We start from the raw sequence: 15,414 nt of genomic DNA, 5'->3' as shown, positions 1-15,414 counted from the left end.
GCCGAGTGGGACGGTCATCGTTAAATCGCGTGGGACTGGAACGGCTTGGCCAAAAGAGCGGCCGCTGCGAGAGACACTGGGATCTAAAGTGCACGTGTTCAATTCAAACGACCTCTCGAAAAGCCCAGCTTCGATCGTCTGGTCAGCGCAGGTTACTCAAACTCTCCACATATATGTATATACATAATAGGACGGGCAGCAAGCGGATTTGTGGCTGCGGCGGATGGCTGAACTGTGTTGTCCTCAAGGGGATGGGACCCTGTCCGGTCCTTGCCTGAGCCAATCATCTCCGGCGAATGCGAAGCTGACTGCTTCTGGCATCCACGGAAGCAAGCCCAGATCGGTGGAGGCTTCTTGGGCTGACCAGTTGGCTCAACTGGTGTTGTGCTCCATTGCACATTGACCCGACGCCGTCAGGGCTATTTCTCTGCAAGAAAAATGAACATGGCCGCGGAGTCGCCGGGGCACACCGGCGGCATTGCGGTACTTCCTTCAAACTGGCCGATGCTCCCTGGCCCGTCAACGATCTGTCGAAGTTCTGACCATACCGTCGCCGGCCTGCCGGACGAAGCGGTGCGTTTGGTTGCGCGTGTGACTGGCCAAAAGCTCCGCGAGGGGCGTTGGCTTGCATATGCCAAAGCCCTGAAACAAGTCGCACCGTGCCAGCGAGAGCGAGGCCAGTATGTCCTTGTCCTCGACGCCTTCCGCGACCACCAGGCAGTTCTGCGAATGGCACAGATCGACGATGGCCGCTATCGTTCGCATGCCGCCCGGCTCGCGGATTTTCATGACCATTTCGCGGTCGAGTTTCACCGTGTCGAGCGGAAATTCGAGAATTTGCTTCAGCGACGTATAGCCCGCGCCGAAGTCGTCGAGCGCGATTCCAAAGCCGGCCTGCTTCAGGTCCTGAACGACGCGCTTCGCCTTGGCGGGAGCCTTGACCGCGAATGTTTCGGTCAGTTCGATTTCGACCGAGGACGCCGAAACGCCGTGACGTTCGATCGCCTCGAGGCCGCATTTGACGATGGCGCTGGAACTCAGTTCCGCGGTCGAGATGTTCACGCTCAAGATGAGGTGCTCGCCGAAAATCTTCTGCAGCGCCGGCAGGTCGCCGACGGCTTTGTGCAGAACCCATTTGTCGATCTTGGAAAACAGCGCGTTTGCTTCTGCGATCGGGATGAACTCGCCGGGCGAAACCACTCCCAGGCGGGGCGACGTCCAGCGTATCAGCGCCTCGCACTTTTCGACCGAGCCTTCGCGGGAAACGATCGGCATGTAGACGAGGGAGAATTCCACGTCCGGATCGAGTTGCTGCAGTTCGACCTTGATCTGTTCGAGCCGCACATCGGAATCGGCAAATGCCCGCAAATAGCGCATCACGCCATTCTTGCCTGCCGCTTTGGCATGATACATGGCCTTGTCGGCGCAGGAAATCAGTTGCGTAAAGGATTGGGCATCGGCGGGAAAGCAGGCGACACCAATGCTTGCCGACACGGGATAGCTCTCCTCGCCAACACTTATCCCATTGCCAAATGCGTCGATGAACTGATTTGCGGTCGCCAGCGCACCGGCATCCTCTTCGCCTTCCCAAAGCAGGACGGCGAACTCGTCTCCCGACAGGCGTGCAAACAATGGGGCTCTGTCCACAGTGGCAGCCTGGCGCCGGTCGAGAATATCCCGGGATATCGCGGTGAATTGCTGCAGAACCTGATCGCCGACCGCATGTCCGAATGTATCGTTGATGAATTTGAAGTTGTCGAGATCGATGAACATAAGGCTCAGCTTTTGACCGGAGCCTTGTGCGGTCTCGACCACCTGCTCGCCGAGAAGCGAAAAGTGCAGGCGATTGCTGATGCCGGTCAGCACGTCGGTCCAGGAGGCGACCTGGACTTTCTCGAGATTGTCCAGGGCTTTGTCGTGCAGCGTCTTGATATTCATCGAAAGGCGATCGATTTCACCGCCGCTCTTTGTTTGGCCAAAGCTCTGCCGTTGCCCGGAAAGCACGTCGGTCACCTGGCGATCCAGGGTCGAGATCGGTCCCGTGACCGTACGCCGGATCAGGAAGAGAAGAAGTCCGATCGACCCGAAGCTGAGAGTAAGGCAGCCCGCGGCCAAGGTTATTTTCAAGGGTTGAAAACGTGCCGCCAGATAAGAGTCCTTGAGGCGAAGCCCCATCTTGAGATTGGGTAGCAGCGAGCCGACGGCGGTGAAAACACCATTTTTCTGCTCTATCGTTGGAGCAAGGATGACAGCGGTGCCGTAGTCCTTCTCCATTTCGGTTTTCATGCGGATGAAGTCTTGAGGCCGGACGGCCGACTGCACGATGAAGGCGGAATCCTTCTGCGTCGCCAGTGGCTTGGACATGGTGGTGCGATCGACGAGTTCGGAATGAATCAAAAGCGGCCCGTCTTCATCATTCACAAGGTTATCGGATTGCAGCGCGGCACCCTGCATCAACCGCTTTGCCATCTCAAGCTGAATGGCGCGGATGGTGGCGAAGGGGTCGTCGCTCTTCTCGAAATAATAATCGACCTTTTGATTGCTTTCGAGGATTGCAAACGAGACGAAGCGGTTTGAGCTTTTCGAGAAGAATTCGATGCCATCCTGCACGCTGACGCCGATCGCGGTGGCTCGAAAACTTTGATCGGCTTCCTGCACGAACGCTCGGATCGCATCGCCGGCCTGCATGAGGAAGACCAGGTTGCGCGTGAAGTCGCGATCACGGTCAAAAAGTACTTCCAACCGCTCCATCTGGCGCGACAGACGGGCGATCTCGGCCTGTTCTATGCTTCTTCTTTCTATCCAATACACCGAGAGAGCAAGCAGGACATTGCTTATCAGGATGACCGGTAGAATGACGATGAGTGCGCGCCTACTGAGCGTCATGGATATTGGTAACCGCGCTAACGATCCGTTTTCGCAACTGCAGCGCCGACGCCGGATATTCCTGGTAAAACTGGCTGGCCTTGACCACGTCTTCCGGCGGGAAAATCTGCGGATCGTTCTTGATCGCCGCGGAGAGCAATGGAATGGCCGCCGCGTTTGTGGTCGGCATCGACAGGTAGGTCGCATTCTCCGCAGCAATGTCCGGCCGATTGATGAAGTCGAGGAACTTCATTGCGAGCTCCCGGCGCTTCGAACCCGCCGTCGCCGCCAGGCAATCCACCCAGAGAACGCTGCCTTCCTTCGGCAGCACATATTTCCACGGCAGGGAAGAGGTGCTGGCAAGCACGAACTGATCGCCACTATAGGCGAGCGCCATGTAGAGGTCCTTGCCATCGGCCGCATTTTGCGACGAGGTGATGATATAGTCGTAGGTCTTGACGAAGGGCGACTGGGCCTTCAGCCGCTCGAAGGCGTTTTTCAAGTCTGCCGGGTCCGCAGAGTTGACGGATTTTCCCGCCAGGATCAATGCCGGCGTCAGGAGATCGTCATAGCCTGTCACCATTGCAATGTGACCGGACATGTCGGCGGAAGGCTTGAGAAGATCGTTCCACGATGTCGGCGGTGTCTTGACCTTGTCGGTACGGTAGACAATGCCGAGCGTGCCCCAGAAATAAGGAACGGCATAACCCGCGCATCGCTCCCGCCATCTTGGAACGGAATTCTTCGCCGACGGTACGGTCTTGTCGGACACTTCCATCAACTTGCCGTTTCGCGAATAGAGGCTTGTGACATTTTCGCTGAGGATCGCGAGATCGATGTCGTTCTTCGGATCGGCAAGAAGGCGGTCCCGATCATCACCGCTATCGAAATAAATCTGCCGAACGGAACTGCCCGTTTCCGCCGTCCAATGTTCCAAAACCTTCGGCGAAATATACTTTTCCCAGATAAGCAGGTTGAGCGTCTCGGCGTATGACGCCGCCGGCGCGACCACAGCGATCACGAATATGCCAAGAGCAAGAAGTTTATTCAAAACGGCATCTCCGACAGGTCACAACAGAACACCACATCATCCCGGCAAGAACCGTTTGGCGTTCCGTGTATTTCGCGCATCCGACCGCAAGCCTACGCCAATAGAGTGGCGGCTTTGCCCCCTGATGCCCGACCACTCGTGCCGCCGCTGGGCCACAGCGTGGCAAAAGATTACCAGCAACAATTTAACGCGGCTCTAACTCCAGGGCGGGGAAAGGTTTTTGTTGGGGGTTTTTCAATCTGGGGGAAACATTGAGATTGCGACCTCCGAGTGCCGCGTCGACTTCGGCGATTGGCTGGAGGTCGCTTCATTGCCGCTTGCTGGCCTTCAAGACGGTCCCAGAGACGTGCCGATGGCGAAGAGCATCGGCAATTCCCCGCGATTGGCCAGCCGCCGCGTCCAGCCAGGCCGCTTTTTAGCGTCTGCTGTATCAATGCTGCGACACAGGAAGGGCCTCATCGCTCGCGCCCGGATAGACCGTTTCGCCGACTCGTCCGACAATGCAGCCCACGGGTTCAGCGAGAGCCCGGTTTCCAAGGGAGGAAGTCATGCTGCACCAGAAAATTCTCGAAACCCCCTATAAGACCCGCTACGGCAATTTCATCGGCGGCCAGTGGCGCGAGCCGGTCGAAGGGCGTTATTTCGACAACACCACGCCGGTCACCGGCGGCAAGCTCTGCGAAATCGCCCGCTCCAGCGACAAGGATATCGAACTGGCGCTCGACGCGGCGCATGCCGCCAAGGACAAATGGGGCAAGACCTCGGTCACCGAGCGCGCCAACATGCTCAACAAGATCGCCGACCGGATGGAAGCGAACCTCCAACTGCTCGCCCAGGCCGAAACCTGGGACAATGGCAAGCCGTTGCGCGAGACCACGATTGCCGACATTCCGCTCGCCATCGACCATTTCCGCTATTTCGCCGCCTGCGTCAGAGCCCAGGAAGGCACGATCGGCGAGATCGACCATGATACGATCGCCTACCATTTCCACGAGCCGCTCGGCGTGGTCGGCCAGATCATTCCCTGGAACTTTCCGATCCTGATGGCCACCTGGAAACTGGCGCCCGCGCTTGCCGCCGGCAATTGCGTCGTGCTCAAGCCTGCCGAGCAGACGCCTGCCTCCATCCTCGTATGGGCCGAACTGATCGCCGACATCCTGCCGCCCGGCGTGCTCAATATCGTCAACGGTTTCGGCCTGGAAGCCGGCAAGCCGCTGGCCTCCAATCCGCGCATCAACAAGGTTGCCTTCACCGGCGAGACGACGACAGGTCGCCTCATCATGCAATATGCCAGCCAGAACCTGATTCCGGTGACGCTGGAACTCGGAGGCAAGTCGCCCAACATCTTCTTTGCCGATGTCATGGCGGAAGACGATGATTATCTCGACAAGGCGCTCGAAGGCTTTGCCATGTTCGCACTGAACCAGGGCGAAGTCTGCACCTGCCCCAGCCGTGCGCTGGTCGATGAGCGGATCTATGACAAGTTCATGGAAAAGGCCGTCAAGCGCGTCAAGGCAATCAAGCAGGGCAATCCGTTCGACATGGAGACGATGATCGGCGCCCAGGCTTCGTCCGAGCAGCTCGAAAAAACCACGTTCAAGACCGAGGAAGAGGCGATGGAAATCGCCAACGACACGCTCTATGGCCTGGGCGCGGGCGTCTGGAGCCGCGATGCCAACCGCTGCTACAATTTCGGCCGCGGCATCCAGGCCGGGCGTGTGTGGATCAACAACTACCATGCCTATCCGGCGCATGCAGCCTTCGGCGGCTACAAGCAGTCCGGTATCGGTCGCGAGACCCACAAGATGATGCTCGATCATTACCAGCAGACGAAGAATATGTTGGTGAGCTATTCCCCCAAGCCCCTCGGCTTCTTCTGAGCGAAATGGGTGAGGCTGGTCTGCAAATGGCGGCTTCTGCGCTTCCGGTGCTCACGTACGTTAAAGTACGCTCCGCTCCGGTTCTCGAAGCCACCATTTTCGACTCAGCCTGACCCATTTCGGGCCGAGACCGCGAAAACAAAAGGGCTCCCGGCGTTGCCGGGAGCCCATAAGTGTTTGAGGAGGAAGACATGCCCGTCCAGGCTACCACTGGCAGCGTCACGGCGACGCCGGCTGCCTTGGAACTCATCGGCGAAATCCAGCAGGATTATCCCGACATTCTCTTCCACCAGTCCGGCGGCTGTTGTGATGGCTCGTCACCGATGTGCTATCCGACCAATGACTTCATCGTCGGCGACCGCGACGTGCTGCTCGGCCATATCGGCGGCGTGCCGTTCTATATCAGCGGCCCGCAATACGAGGTGTGGAAGGGGACGGATCTGACGATCGACGTCGTACCCGGCCGCGGCGGCATGTTCTCGCTCGATAATGGTCGGGAGAAGCGGTTTTTAACACGATCTGATGTGTGCATGGTGCCGTAAGGCACGGCAAGCTTTTTTGACACAGGCGGCAATTACCGCCTGCGGTTCCAGTTCATCTCGCCGGCCATCATCGAACCGAGTGGCCTGATCGTGTCGGCGATGCGCGCAAGATTGTGCCGTTCGATCGCAGCCGTGACCTGGTCGGCATTCTTGTAGGCGCTGGGAAGTTCGCTGACATCGGGCACGCCGGTGAAGAAGCGCGCGTCGATGCCCTTGGTTTCACGCTCAACGATCGCCTTGATGGCATTCGGTCCAAGGCCGCGGTCGTCGCCGAATTCCGCCGCCAGTCGTTTGGCATGAGCGCTGCGGCTCATGTTGCGGCCGGCGCCGTGCGGCGCGAAACCGCCGATGCCGGCATCAGGGTCGGCGCTGTCCGTCGGCGCGGCGATGAGGATCGGCTGGCTCATGTTGAGCGGGATCAGCATCTGTCCGGAGGCGTCGGCGGCATAGCCGCGATAGGCCGGCGTGGCGCCCTTGGCGTGGTAGAACAGGCCGTCGGACTTGCGGAAGACGAAATTGTGCTCGTTCCAGAACCGTCCCATGACCTTGATGCCGAGTTTTGCTGCCAGCGCGTCATGAATGGCGAAGTGGTTGAGCTTCGTCCATTCGCGCGCCACCTGTAGGGCGTTCCAATAATTCTCGCCCTGCTCACTCTCCGGTTCGATCCAGGCATTGTGCGCGGGGACCCGTGGCGCATGGATCGCCGTGTGGCGTTCGGCGGCGGCCTTGCCGCGCTTGTAAAGCTGGCCGCCGAAGCCGCGCGAACCGTGATGCGTGACGACAGCCATTTCTCCGGTCGAAGCGAGCTCGCCGACATAGAGGAAATGGTTGCCGTCTCCCTGGGTCATGAAATGGAATTTGGCGTAGTCTTCCAGCCCCTGCAGGAACGGATTGGCGCCGAAGCCTCCGATCAACTGATGCAGCTCCTTGGGATGAAGCGCATCCACATCCTTGCGTCCGCCGGCGCCGAAATGCGTGACTTTCTGGGCTGCATCCAGCACCTTGCCGGCGTCTTCGCGGCGCTTGAAGATCGAAACCGCCACGGAGCAGCAGATATCGGCCGAATGCATGCCCGGATGAATTGCCCGCGACGCCACGACGCCGCCGATCGGGATTGTGCCCGGCGCGCGGTCTGAAGGACAGGCGTCGGGCATTACCGCGGCCGCGGTGACCACCGGAGTGCGCATCAGGATATCCATATGCTCGATGACAGCGCGGTGGTTTTCGCGTTCGGTCTCGTTCTCGACGCTGTCTTCGAGAAAGTCGCTGAGCGGCAGCGAATTGGTCCGCATCGGCTGCATTTCGGCCGGCGATGGCTGCATCGCGCTGAGCAATTCGCGGATGTCGGCCTCGCTCATGCCGGCGTTTGCCGCTTCATTGGCTTCACGCACGGCATCTTCGAGCCATCCTGCCCGTTTGAAGCCCCATTCGAGGAGCGTATCCTGGGTAATCATGACCAATCCTCTGGGCGGCTTCTGCACGCGGCCGGCGTTCCCATACACCAAATCGACCGCGCGCAAAAGTAGCTGGCTTGGGGCGGCGAGGCTGCATCGCCGACCTCGCCGGGATGCGCAGACCGTCACAAAGCCTGTCGCAAGCCACGACGCTCCGAGGCTTTGTGCAATCATGAACAAAGGTTGCGATCCGCCGCACAATCGCTTGCATCGGTCACCGTTTTACCAGATCATGGTTTTGGCAGCCGTGTTGAGGGGCATGGCTGTCCGTGAGTGAACCACTCTGCGATCGCAAATCTCTGGGAGAGACATGATGCGAAATACCCTTATTGCGTCCCTGGCCTTGTTGCTTGCAAGCGGGACGGCAGCCCTCGCCGGCGGCATATCCGACGGCAAAGTCAAGATCGGCATTCTCAACGATCAATCCGGCGTCTATGCCGATTTCGGCGGCAAATCCTCGGTCGAAGCTGCCAAGATGGCAATCGAGGACTTTGGCGGCAAGGTGCTTGGTGCGCCGATCGAACTGGTCGATGCCGATCACCAGAACAAGGCGGACATTGCCTCCAACATCGCGCGCCAATGGTACGACACCCAGCAGGTCGATGCGATCATGGAGCTGACGACGTCCTCGGTGGCGCTCGCGGTGCAGGCGATCGCCAAGGACAAGAAGAAGATCGACATCATCACCGGTGCGGCCAGCACAGACCTGACCGGCAAGGCCTGCAGCCCCTATGGCTTCCATTGGGCCTATGACACGCATGCGCTTGCCGTCGGCACCGGCGGCGCGCTCGTCAAGCAGGGTGGCGACACCTGGTTCTTCCTGACGGCCGACTATGCCTTCGGCTATTCGCTGGAAAAGCAGACCACCGACTTCGTCACGGCCAATGGCGGCAAGGTTCTCGGTTCGGTGCGGCATCCGCTCAGCACCACCGATTTCTCCTCCTTCCTGCTGCAGGCGCAATCCTCCGGCGCCAAGGTCGTCGGGCTTGCCGATGCCGGCCTCGATACGGCCAATGCCATCAAGCAGGCATCCGAATTCGGCCTTACCCAGGGTGGCCAGCATCTGGCCGCGTTGCTGTTCACGCTCGCCGAAGTGCATGGCCTCGGGCTGGAGGCCGCGCAGGGCCTGACGCTGACCGAAGGTTATTATTGGGATCGTGACGACGAAAGCCGCAAGTTCGGCAAGCGCTTCTTCGACCGCACCGGCAAGATGCCGAACATGATCCATGCCGGCACCTATTCGGCGGTGCTGCAATATCTGAAAGCGGTGCAGAAGGCCGGCACCGACGACACCGAAGCCGTCGCCAAGGTGCTGCATGAAATGCCTGTCGATGACGTGTTCGGCCGCGGCGGCACCGTCGGCCCCAACGGCCGGATGATCCATGACATGTATCTGCTGCAGGTCAAGAAACCGTCCGAAAGCAAGCAGCCTTGGGATTATTACAACGTGCTCGCCACCATACCCGGCAAGGAGGCCTATATCGATCCCGCCAAGAGCGGCTGCCCCTTGGTCAAGTAGAAACTTAGCCGGCAAATGGTTAGCGCGGCTGATGCAGTGAATGACGCGTCCCGGGTGGTCTTGTCCGCCCGGGAGCTGCGTCGCGACTTCCGCGGCTTTACCGCCGTCAAGGACGTCAACCTCGACATATATGATGCCCGCGTGCATGCGCTGATCGGACCGAACGGCGCGGGCAAGACGACGGTTTTCAATCTGCTGACCAAGTTCCTGCAGCCGACGAGGGGCCGGATCACGCTGCTCGGCGCCGACATTACCGGGCTCGCGCCGGACAAGGTGGCGCGGATGGGGCTGGTGCGTTCGTTCCAGATATCGGCTGTCTTCCCGCATTTGAGCGTGCTCGACAATGTGCGCGTGGCGTTGCAGCGGCCCAATGGCCTGGCACACCAGTTCTGGCGGCCGCTTTCGGCGCTGCGCTTGCTGGATGATCGCGCCGAGGAACTTCTCGCGGCGGTCGGGTTGACCGTGGAACGCGACGTGATCGCCGCCGATCTGTCCTACGGCCGCAAGCGCGTGCTCGAAATCGCCACGACGCTGGCGCTTGATCCGAAAGTGCTGCTGCTCGACGAGCCGATGGCCGGAATGGGCCAGGAGGATGTCGGTCGGATCGCCGATCTGATCCGCGATGTAGCGCGTAGCCGGGCCGTGCTGATGGTCGAGCACAATTTGTCCGTGGTCGCCGATATCTGCCATCACGTCACCGTGCTGCAACGCGGCGAGATCCTTGCCGAAGGCGCTTATGAGAGCGTCAGCAGGGATCCGCGGGTGCGCGAAGCTTATATGGGCTCGGAGGAGGCTTGATATGGCGGCACTTCTCGATGTCCAAGGGCTGAATTCCTGGTATGGCGAGAGCCATATCCTGCACGGCGTCGACATGAGCGTCGGCGAGGGGGAGACGGTTACGATCCTTGGCCGCAACGGTGTCGGCAAGACCACGACGCTGCGCTCGATTGTCGGCATGGTGCGCAAACGCAAGGGTCGCATCGCTTTTGGTGGCGCCGACATGATGCGGGTCGCCGTGCATCGCACCGCCCGTCACGGCATTGGTTTCGTGCCGGAGGAGCGCGGCATCTTCGCCACGCTTTCGGTCGCAGAGAACCTGATGCTGCCGCCCGTGGTCGCCAAGGGCGGCATGACGGTCGACGAGATATTCGAGCTCTTCCCCAATCTGCATGACCGGCGCAACAGTCCGGGCACGCGGCTTTCGGGTGGCGAACAGCAGATGCTGGCGATTGCCCGCATCCTGCGCACCGGCGTGCGGCTGCTCATTCTGGACGAACCGACGGAGGGCCTTGCGCCCGTCATCATCCAGCGCATCGGTGAGGTTTTGAAGATGCTGAAGGAGCGCGGCATGGCCGTGTTGCTGGTCGAGCAGAATTTCCGCTTTGCCAGCCGCATTGCCGACCGGTTCTACCTGATGGACCATGGGCGGACGGTGGCGGAGTTTCCGGTCGCCGATCTGCCGGCGCGCATGGACACATTGCACAAGGTGCTGGGCGTATGACGATGATTTTCGGCATTCCCATCCAAGCGTTCCTCGGCCAGTTGCTGATCGGGCTGATCAACGGCTCGTTCTATGCGCTGCTCAGCCTGGGGCTGGCGATCATCTTCGGCCTGCTGCGGGTGATCAATTTCGCTCATGGCGTCCAGTATATGCTCGGCGCCTTCGTTGCCTATCTGCTGCTCGCTTATCTCGGCATCGGCTACTGGCTGTCGCTGATCCTGGCGCCGCTGATCGTCGGCGTGCTCGGCGCGGCAGTCGAACGCCTTTTCCTGCGCCGGCTCTATGATCTCGATCCGCTCTACGGTCTGCTCTTCACCTTCGGCCTGGCACTGGCGGTCGAAGGCACGTTCCGTTACATTTATGGCTCTTCCGGCCAGCCTTATGCGGCGCCCGCTGCGCTCATGGGCGGCACCAATCTCGGCTTCATGTTCTTGCCCAATTACCGCGCCTGGGTGGTGGCGATGTCGCTCGTCGTCTGCATCGGCACCTGGCTCCTGATCGAGAAGACCAAGCTCGGTTCCTACTTGCGGGCCGCGACGGAGAATTCGCTGCTGGTGCAGGTTTTTGGCGTCAATGTGCCGGTGCTGCTGACGGCGACCTATGGGCTGGGTGCGGCCATCGCGGCCTTTGCCGGCGTGCTGGCGGCACCGATCTATCAGGTGTCGCCGCTGATGGGATCGAATATCATCATCGTCGTCTTCGCCGTGGTCGTGGTCGGTGGCATGGGCTCGATGCTGGGCGCGATCGTTACCGGCTATGTGCTCGGTATTGCCGAGGGCTTGACCAAAGTCTTCTATCCGGAGGCATCCAATATCGTGATCTTCGTCATCATGGTCGTGGTGCTTCTTGTCCGGCCCGCGGGCCTTTTCGGGCGGGATGTGTAGGATGACGGAAAACTCCATTGCGGCCGCAGGCATGGACAAGCGCAGGACCAGCTACGTGCAGCCTGCGCTGATCATCATCCTGCTCCTCCTGCTGCTGATCGCGCCCTATTATTTCTATCCCGTCTTCCTGATGAAGCTGCTCTGCTTCGCGCTGTTTGCCGCCGCCTTCAACCTGTTGCTCGGTTATACCGGGCTCCTGTCGTTCGGACATGCGACCTTCTTCGGCGGTGCGGCCTATATCACCGCCTATACCGTCAAGTCGTGGGGATTGCCGCCGGAACTGGCGATCCTGCTCGGTACCGCCGGTGCCGCCTTTCTCGGCCTGGTGATGGGCTTTCTCGCCATCCGCCGCCAGGGCATCTATTTTGCCATGATCACGCTGGCGCTGTCGCAGATGTTCTATTTCTTCTGCGTCCAGTCGCCGCTGACCGAGGGCGAGGACGGCATCCAGTCCGTGCCGCGCGGGCATCTGTTTGGCTTCATCGATCTCAATGCGCCGCTCACCATGTATTTCTTCGTACTGGCTGTCTTCCTGATCGGGATCGGCGTGATCTGGCGTTTCATCAACTCACCCTTCGGCATGATCCTCAAATCGATCCGCGACAACGAGGCGCGCGCCACTTCGCTCGGTTATTCGGTGGCGCGCTACAAGCTCGGCGCCTTCGTCATGTCGGCGGCGGTGGCGGGGCTTGCCGGCGCCGTCAAGGCACTGGTCTTCCAGTTCGCGACGTTGACGGATGTCGCCTGGCAGATGTCCGGCGAAGTGATCCTGATGACGCTGCTCGGCGGCATCGGCACGATGATCGGCCCGATTGTCGGCGCCGGCCTTGTCGGATCGTTGGAAAACTATCTGGCGACATCGGAATTTCCGGTGACGATCATCACCGGGGTAGTGTTCATGGTTTGCGTGCTCTTGTTCCGGCGCGGTATCATCGGCGAGTTCTATGCTTCGAGGGTCGGCCGCTGGCTCGGCTTCCAACACCGGCGGTAATGCAATGGAAGACTATGATTATGTCGTCATCGGCGCGGGCAGCGCCGGCTGCGTGCTTGCCAATCGCCTGTCTAAGGATTCGGGCAACCGCGTGTTGCTGCTGGAGGCGGGTGGCAGCGACAATTACCATTGGATTCATATCCCGGTTGGCTATCTCTATTGCATCAACAATCCCCGCACCGACTGGTGCTTCACCACCGAGAGCGAGGCGGGTCTGAACGGTCGCGCCATCGGCTACCCACGCGGCAAGGTTCTGGGCGGCTGTTCTTCCATCAACGGCATGATCTATATGCGCGGCCAGTCGCGCGATTACGACCATTGGCGGCAGCTCGGCTGCGAAGGCTGGGGCTGGGACGATGTGTTGCCCCATTTCCGCGCCTCGGAGGATTTTTATCGCGGCGCCGACGCGATGCACGGCTCCGGCGGAGAGTGGCGCGTCGAAAAAGCCCGTGTCCGCTGGGCTGTTCTCGACGCCTTCCAGCAGGCCGCCTACGAGGCCGGCATACCGAAAACCGACGACTTCAACCGCGGCGACAATGAAGGCTCCAGCTATTTCGATGTCAACCAGCGCTCGGGCATTCGCTGGAACACGGCCAAGGCCTTTCTCCGGCCCGCCATGAAGCGCAACAATTTGACCGTGCAGACCAAGGCGCAGGCAAGGCGGCTCCTGATCGAAGATGGTGCCGTGACGGGGGTCGAGGTTCTCCACGACGGTGCGGTGAAGCGGTTCAGCGCGAGGAAAGAGACCGTGCTTTGCGCCGGTGCGATCGGCTCGCCGCACATCCTCGAACTCTCCGGCATCGGTCGCGGTGAGGTGCTGCAGCAGGCGGGGATAGGTGTGACGGCAGAAGTAAGAGCCGTCGGCGAGAACCTGCAGGACCATCTTCAGCTGCGCCTGGCCTACAAGGTGACGGGCATTCCGACACTCAACGAGAAAGCCAGCCGGCTGACGGGCAAGGCAATGATCGCGCTCGAATATGCACTGCGCCGCTCCGGGCCGATGGCGATGGCCCCGAGCCAGCTCGGCATCTTCACCCGCTCCGGACCGGAGAAGGAGACGCCCGATCTGGAATATCATGTTCAGCCGGTGTCGCTGGAGCGTTTTGGCGAGCCGGTGCACAGCTTTCCGGCCATCACGGCAAGCGTTTGTAATCTCCGCCCCGAAAGCCGCGGCTCGGTACATGTGAAGAGCGCCGACTTCACCATCCAGCCGGCGATCCGGCCGCATTATCTTTCGGCCGAAGCGGATCGCCAGGTTGCCATCCGTTCGATCCGGCTGACGCGCAGGATCGCCGCCCAGCCGGCCTTCGCACGCTACAACCCGATGGAGTTCAAGCCCGGGCCGGCCTTCGAGACGGACGAAGAGCTGGCACGCGCTGCGGGTGACGTGGGCACCACGATCTTTCATCCGGTCGGCACCTGCCGCATGGGCGCCGATGGTGAGAGCGTCGTCGATCCGCGCCTGAGATTGCGGGCGCTTGCCCGGCTCAGAATCGCCGACGCCTCAGTGATGCCGACCATCACATCCGGCAATACCAACTCGCCGACCATCATGATTGCGGAAAAGGCGGCGGCGATGATCCTGGCCGACAATCGGTGACATCGCGACCGGTTCAATTCTCCGGCAAGGTGTAGACCGCGCAGGGTTCGGCTATGCCGCGCAGCTTGTGCTCACCCAATGGGATCAAAGGCATCGCCGTCTCCGCCGCGACCGCGCCGGAGACGAGCACGTTGTGGCCGAGCGGCCTGCACAGGCCTTCGAGCCGGCTGACCAGGTTGACTGCGGGGCCGATGGCGGTGAAATCCAGCCGGTTGGCCGCGCCGATATTGCCCCACAGGATCTCGCCGCAATGTAGCGAGGCGCCGAATGGCAGCGGTGGCAGCCCTTCGGCGCGCCGTACCGTGTCTAGATGAGCCATGCCGGCCCGGGCGGCGGCAACGGCGCGCAAGGCGGCATCACAGGCTTGGCCAAGCGTGCCGGTGACCGGGAAGATCGCCAAGACGCCATCGCCGATGAATTTCAGCACTTCGCCGCCGAAGGCATGTACCGCGCCGGCGACGCGGTCGAACCAGGCGTCGAGATTGGCGATCATCGCGTCCGGTTGGGTCACCTCGGACAGCGCGGTGAAATCACGCAGATCGGCACATAGCAGTGCGGCGCGGATGGTCTCGCCGCTGCCGCGGCTCAGCGCTCCGGCCTGCACACGGGCGGCGCTGCGCCGGCCGAGATAGGCTTCGAGCAGTGCGGTCAGAGCGGCACGTGCGGTCAAAGCCGCCAAAGGGGTGGCAGCGAAACGGGTCGCCTGACGCAGCCGATCGATCTCGGCGGCGCCGACCGGGCCGGCCCAGGCCCATTCCAGCATGGCGCCATCCGAAGTCCGCGGCGTCGTGTCAGTCTGCACCGCACCGATCCCTGCCAGCCAGTCGCGCCCGGCCTGGCTGAGCGGATTGCCGGCAAAGCCCAGCGCCTCGATCACCGCGCCGGTGTTCGCCCGCCAAAGCCAGGTGCGGCGGGCGATGATCGGATGCGGTACGGCGAGGCTGAGTGCCCCGCCGGCCAATGGCAAGCCATCGGCCAGCAGCAAGCCGCCGAGTTGAGCCAAAAATTGTTCGGGGCTGGATGAGGCGCCGGCCTCGTCCACCAGCCAGGCAAGAGGCGCGGGCAGATCCATGCCGCGACCATGCCATGCCGATCAGCGGCTGTCACCGCGTCACGCTCGAAAAACC

Annotated in this window: 12 protein-coding genes; 8 read left to right on the top strand and 4 right to left on the bottom strand. The window is 61.1% G+C overall.

The genetic code is table 11. From position 1 onward, the window contains the following. Window positions 1–519 precede the first annotated feature (519 nt). Both AC1DYF_RS32770 and AC1DYF_RS32765 read right to left on the bottom strand, forming a co-directional pair. Window positions 520–2,886 carry a putative bifunctional diguanylate cyclase/phosphodiesterase gene (locus AC1DYF_RS32770; protein ID WP_477882063.1) on the bottom strand — a complete coding sequence of 789 codons (2,367 nt, stop codon included), beginning with the start codon at window positions 2,884–2,886 and terminating at the stop codon, window positions 520–522. Then, window positions 2,873–3,916 carry a polyamine ABC transporter substrate-binding protein gene (locus tag AC1DYF_RS32765; RefSeq protein WP_477882061.1) on the bottom strand — a complete coding sequence of 348 codons (1,044 nt, stop codon included), beginning with the start codon at window positions 3,914–3,916 and terminating at the stop codon, window positions 2,873–2,875. Before AC1DYF_RS32765 ends, AC1DYF_RS32770 begins: the two co-directional genes overlap by 14 nt. 548 nt (window positions 3,917–4,464) lie before the next feature. Here AC1DYF_RS32765 and AC1DYF_RS32760 point away from each other — a divergent pair. Beyond that, window positions 4,465–5,796, top strand: a complete 1,332-nt coding sequence (locus AC1DYF_RS32760) for an aldehyde dehydrogenase family protein (protein WP_477882059.1) — start codon at window positions 4,465–4,467, stop codon at window positions 5,794–5,796. Between the two features lie 191 nt (window positions 5,797–5,987). Beyond that, on the top strand, window positions 5,988–6,338 hold the full coding sequence (locus AC1DYF_RS32755) for a DUF779 domain-containing protein (protein ID WP_477882057.1): 351 nt from the start codon (window positions 5,988–5,990) through the stop codon (window positions 6,336–6,338). 32 nt (window positions 6,339–6,370) lie between these two features. Here AC1DYF_RS32755 and AC1DYF_RS32750 read toward each other — a convergent pair whose 3' ends face one another. Further along, entirely contained in the window at window positions 6,371–7,792 is a 1,422-nt protein-coding gene (locus AC1DYF_RS32750) for an RtcB family protein (protein WP_477882055.1), read from the bottom strand. 313 nt (window positions 7,793–8,105) lie between these two features. Here AC1DYF_RS32750 and AC1DYF_RS32745 point away from each other — a divergent pair, with 313 nt between their 5' ends. The 6 genes from AC1DYF_RS32745 to AC1DYF_RS32720 are packed head-to-tail and all read left to right on the top strand — an operon-like array spanning window position 8,106 to window position 14,287. Then, a complete protein-coding gene (locus tag AC1DYF_RS32745) occupies window positions 8,106–9,311 on the top strand; it encodes an ABC transporter substrate-binding protein (RefSeq protein WP_477882053.1) in 1,206 nt (401 codons plus the stop codon). A gap of 15 nt (window positions 9,312–9,326) precedes the next feature. Further along, window positions 9,327–10,109 (top strand): ABC transporter ATP-binding protein, encoded by a 783-nt coding sequence (locus AC1DYF_RS32740; protein WP_477882051.1) that lies wholly within the window; start codon window positions 9,327–9,329, stop codon window positions 10,107–10,109. A 1-nt stretch (window position 10,110) separates the two neighbouring features. Next, window positions 10,111–10,812, top strand: coding sequence for an ABC transporter ATP-binding protein (locus AC1DYF_RS32735; RefSeq protein WP_477882049.1), 702 nt, complete (start codon window positions 10,111–10,113; stop codon window positions 10,810–10,812). Beyond that, window positions 10,809–11,696, top strand: coding sequence for a branched-chain amino acid ABC transporter permease (locus AC1DYF_RS32730; protein WP_477882048.1), 888 nt, complete (start codon window positions 10,809–10,811; stop codon window positions 11,694–11,696). The genes AC1DYF_RS32735 and AC1DYF_RS32730 overlap by 4 nt, the downstream gene beginning before the upstream one ends. A gap of 31 nt (window positions 11,697–11,727) precedes the next feature. Continuing rightward, window positions 11,728–12,687 carry a branched-chain amino acid ABC transporter permease gene (locus AC1DYF_RS32725; RefSeq protein ID WP_477882088.1) on the top strand — a complete coding sequence of 320 codons (960 nt, stop codon included), beginning with the start codon at window positions 11,728–11,730 and terminating at the stop codon, window positions 12,685–12,687. A 4-nt stretch (window positions 12,688–12,691) separates the two neighbouring features. Next, window positions 12,692–14,287 (top strand): GMC family oxidoreductase, encoded by a 1,596-nt coding sequence (locus tag AC1DYF_RS32720; protein WP_477882046.1) that lies wholly within the window; start codon window positions 12,692–12,694, stop codon window positions 14,285–14,287. 13 nt (window positions 14,288–14,300) lie between these two features. Here the strand turns inward: AC1DYF_RS32720 and AC1DYF_RS32715 are convergent, their stop codons facing one another. Further along, window positions 14,301–15,359, bottom strand: a complete 1,059-nt coding sequence (locus AC1DYF_RS32715) for an adenylate/guanylate cyclase domain-containing protein (protein ID WP_477882045.1) — start codon at window positions 15,357–15,359, stop codon at window positions 14,301–14,303. Window positions 15,360–15,414 lie beyond the last annotated feature (55 nt).

Source organism: Rhizobium sp. P2_G9 (assembly GCF_056403475.1).
The sequence above is the reverse complement of the archived record's forward strand: the minus strand, read 5'-3'. Positions and strand labels throughout refer to the sequence as shown.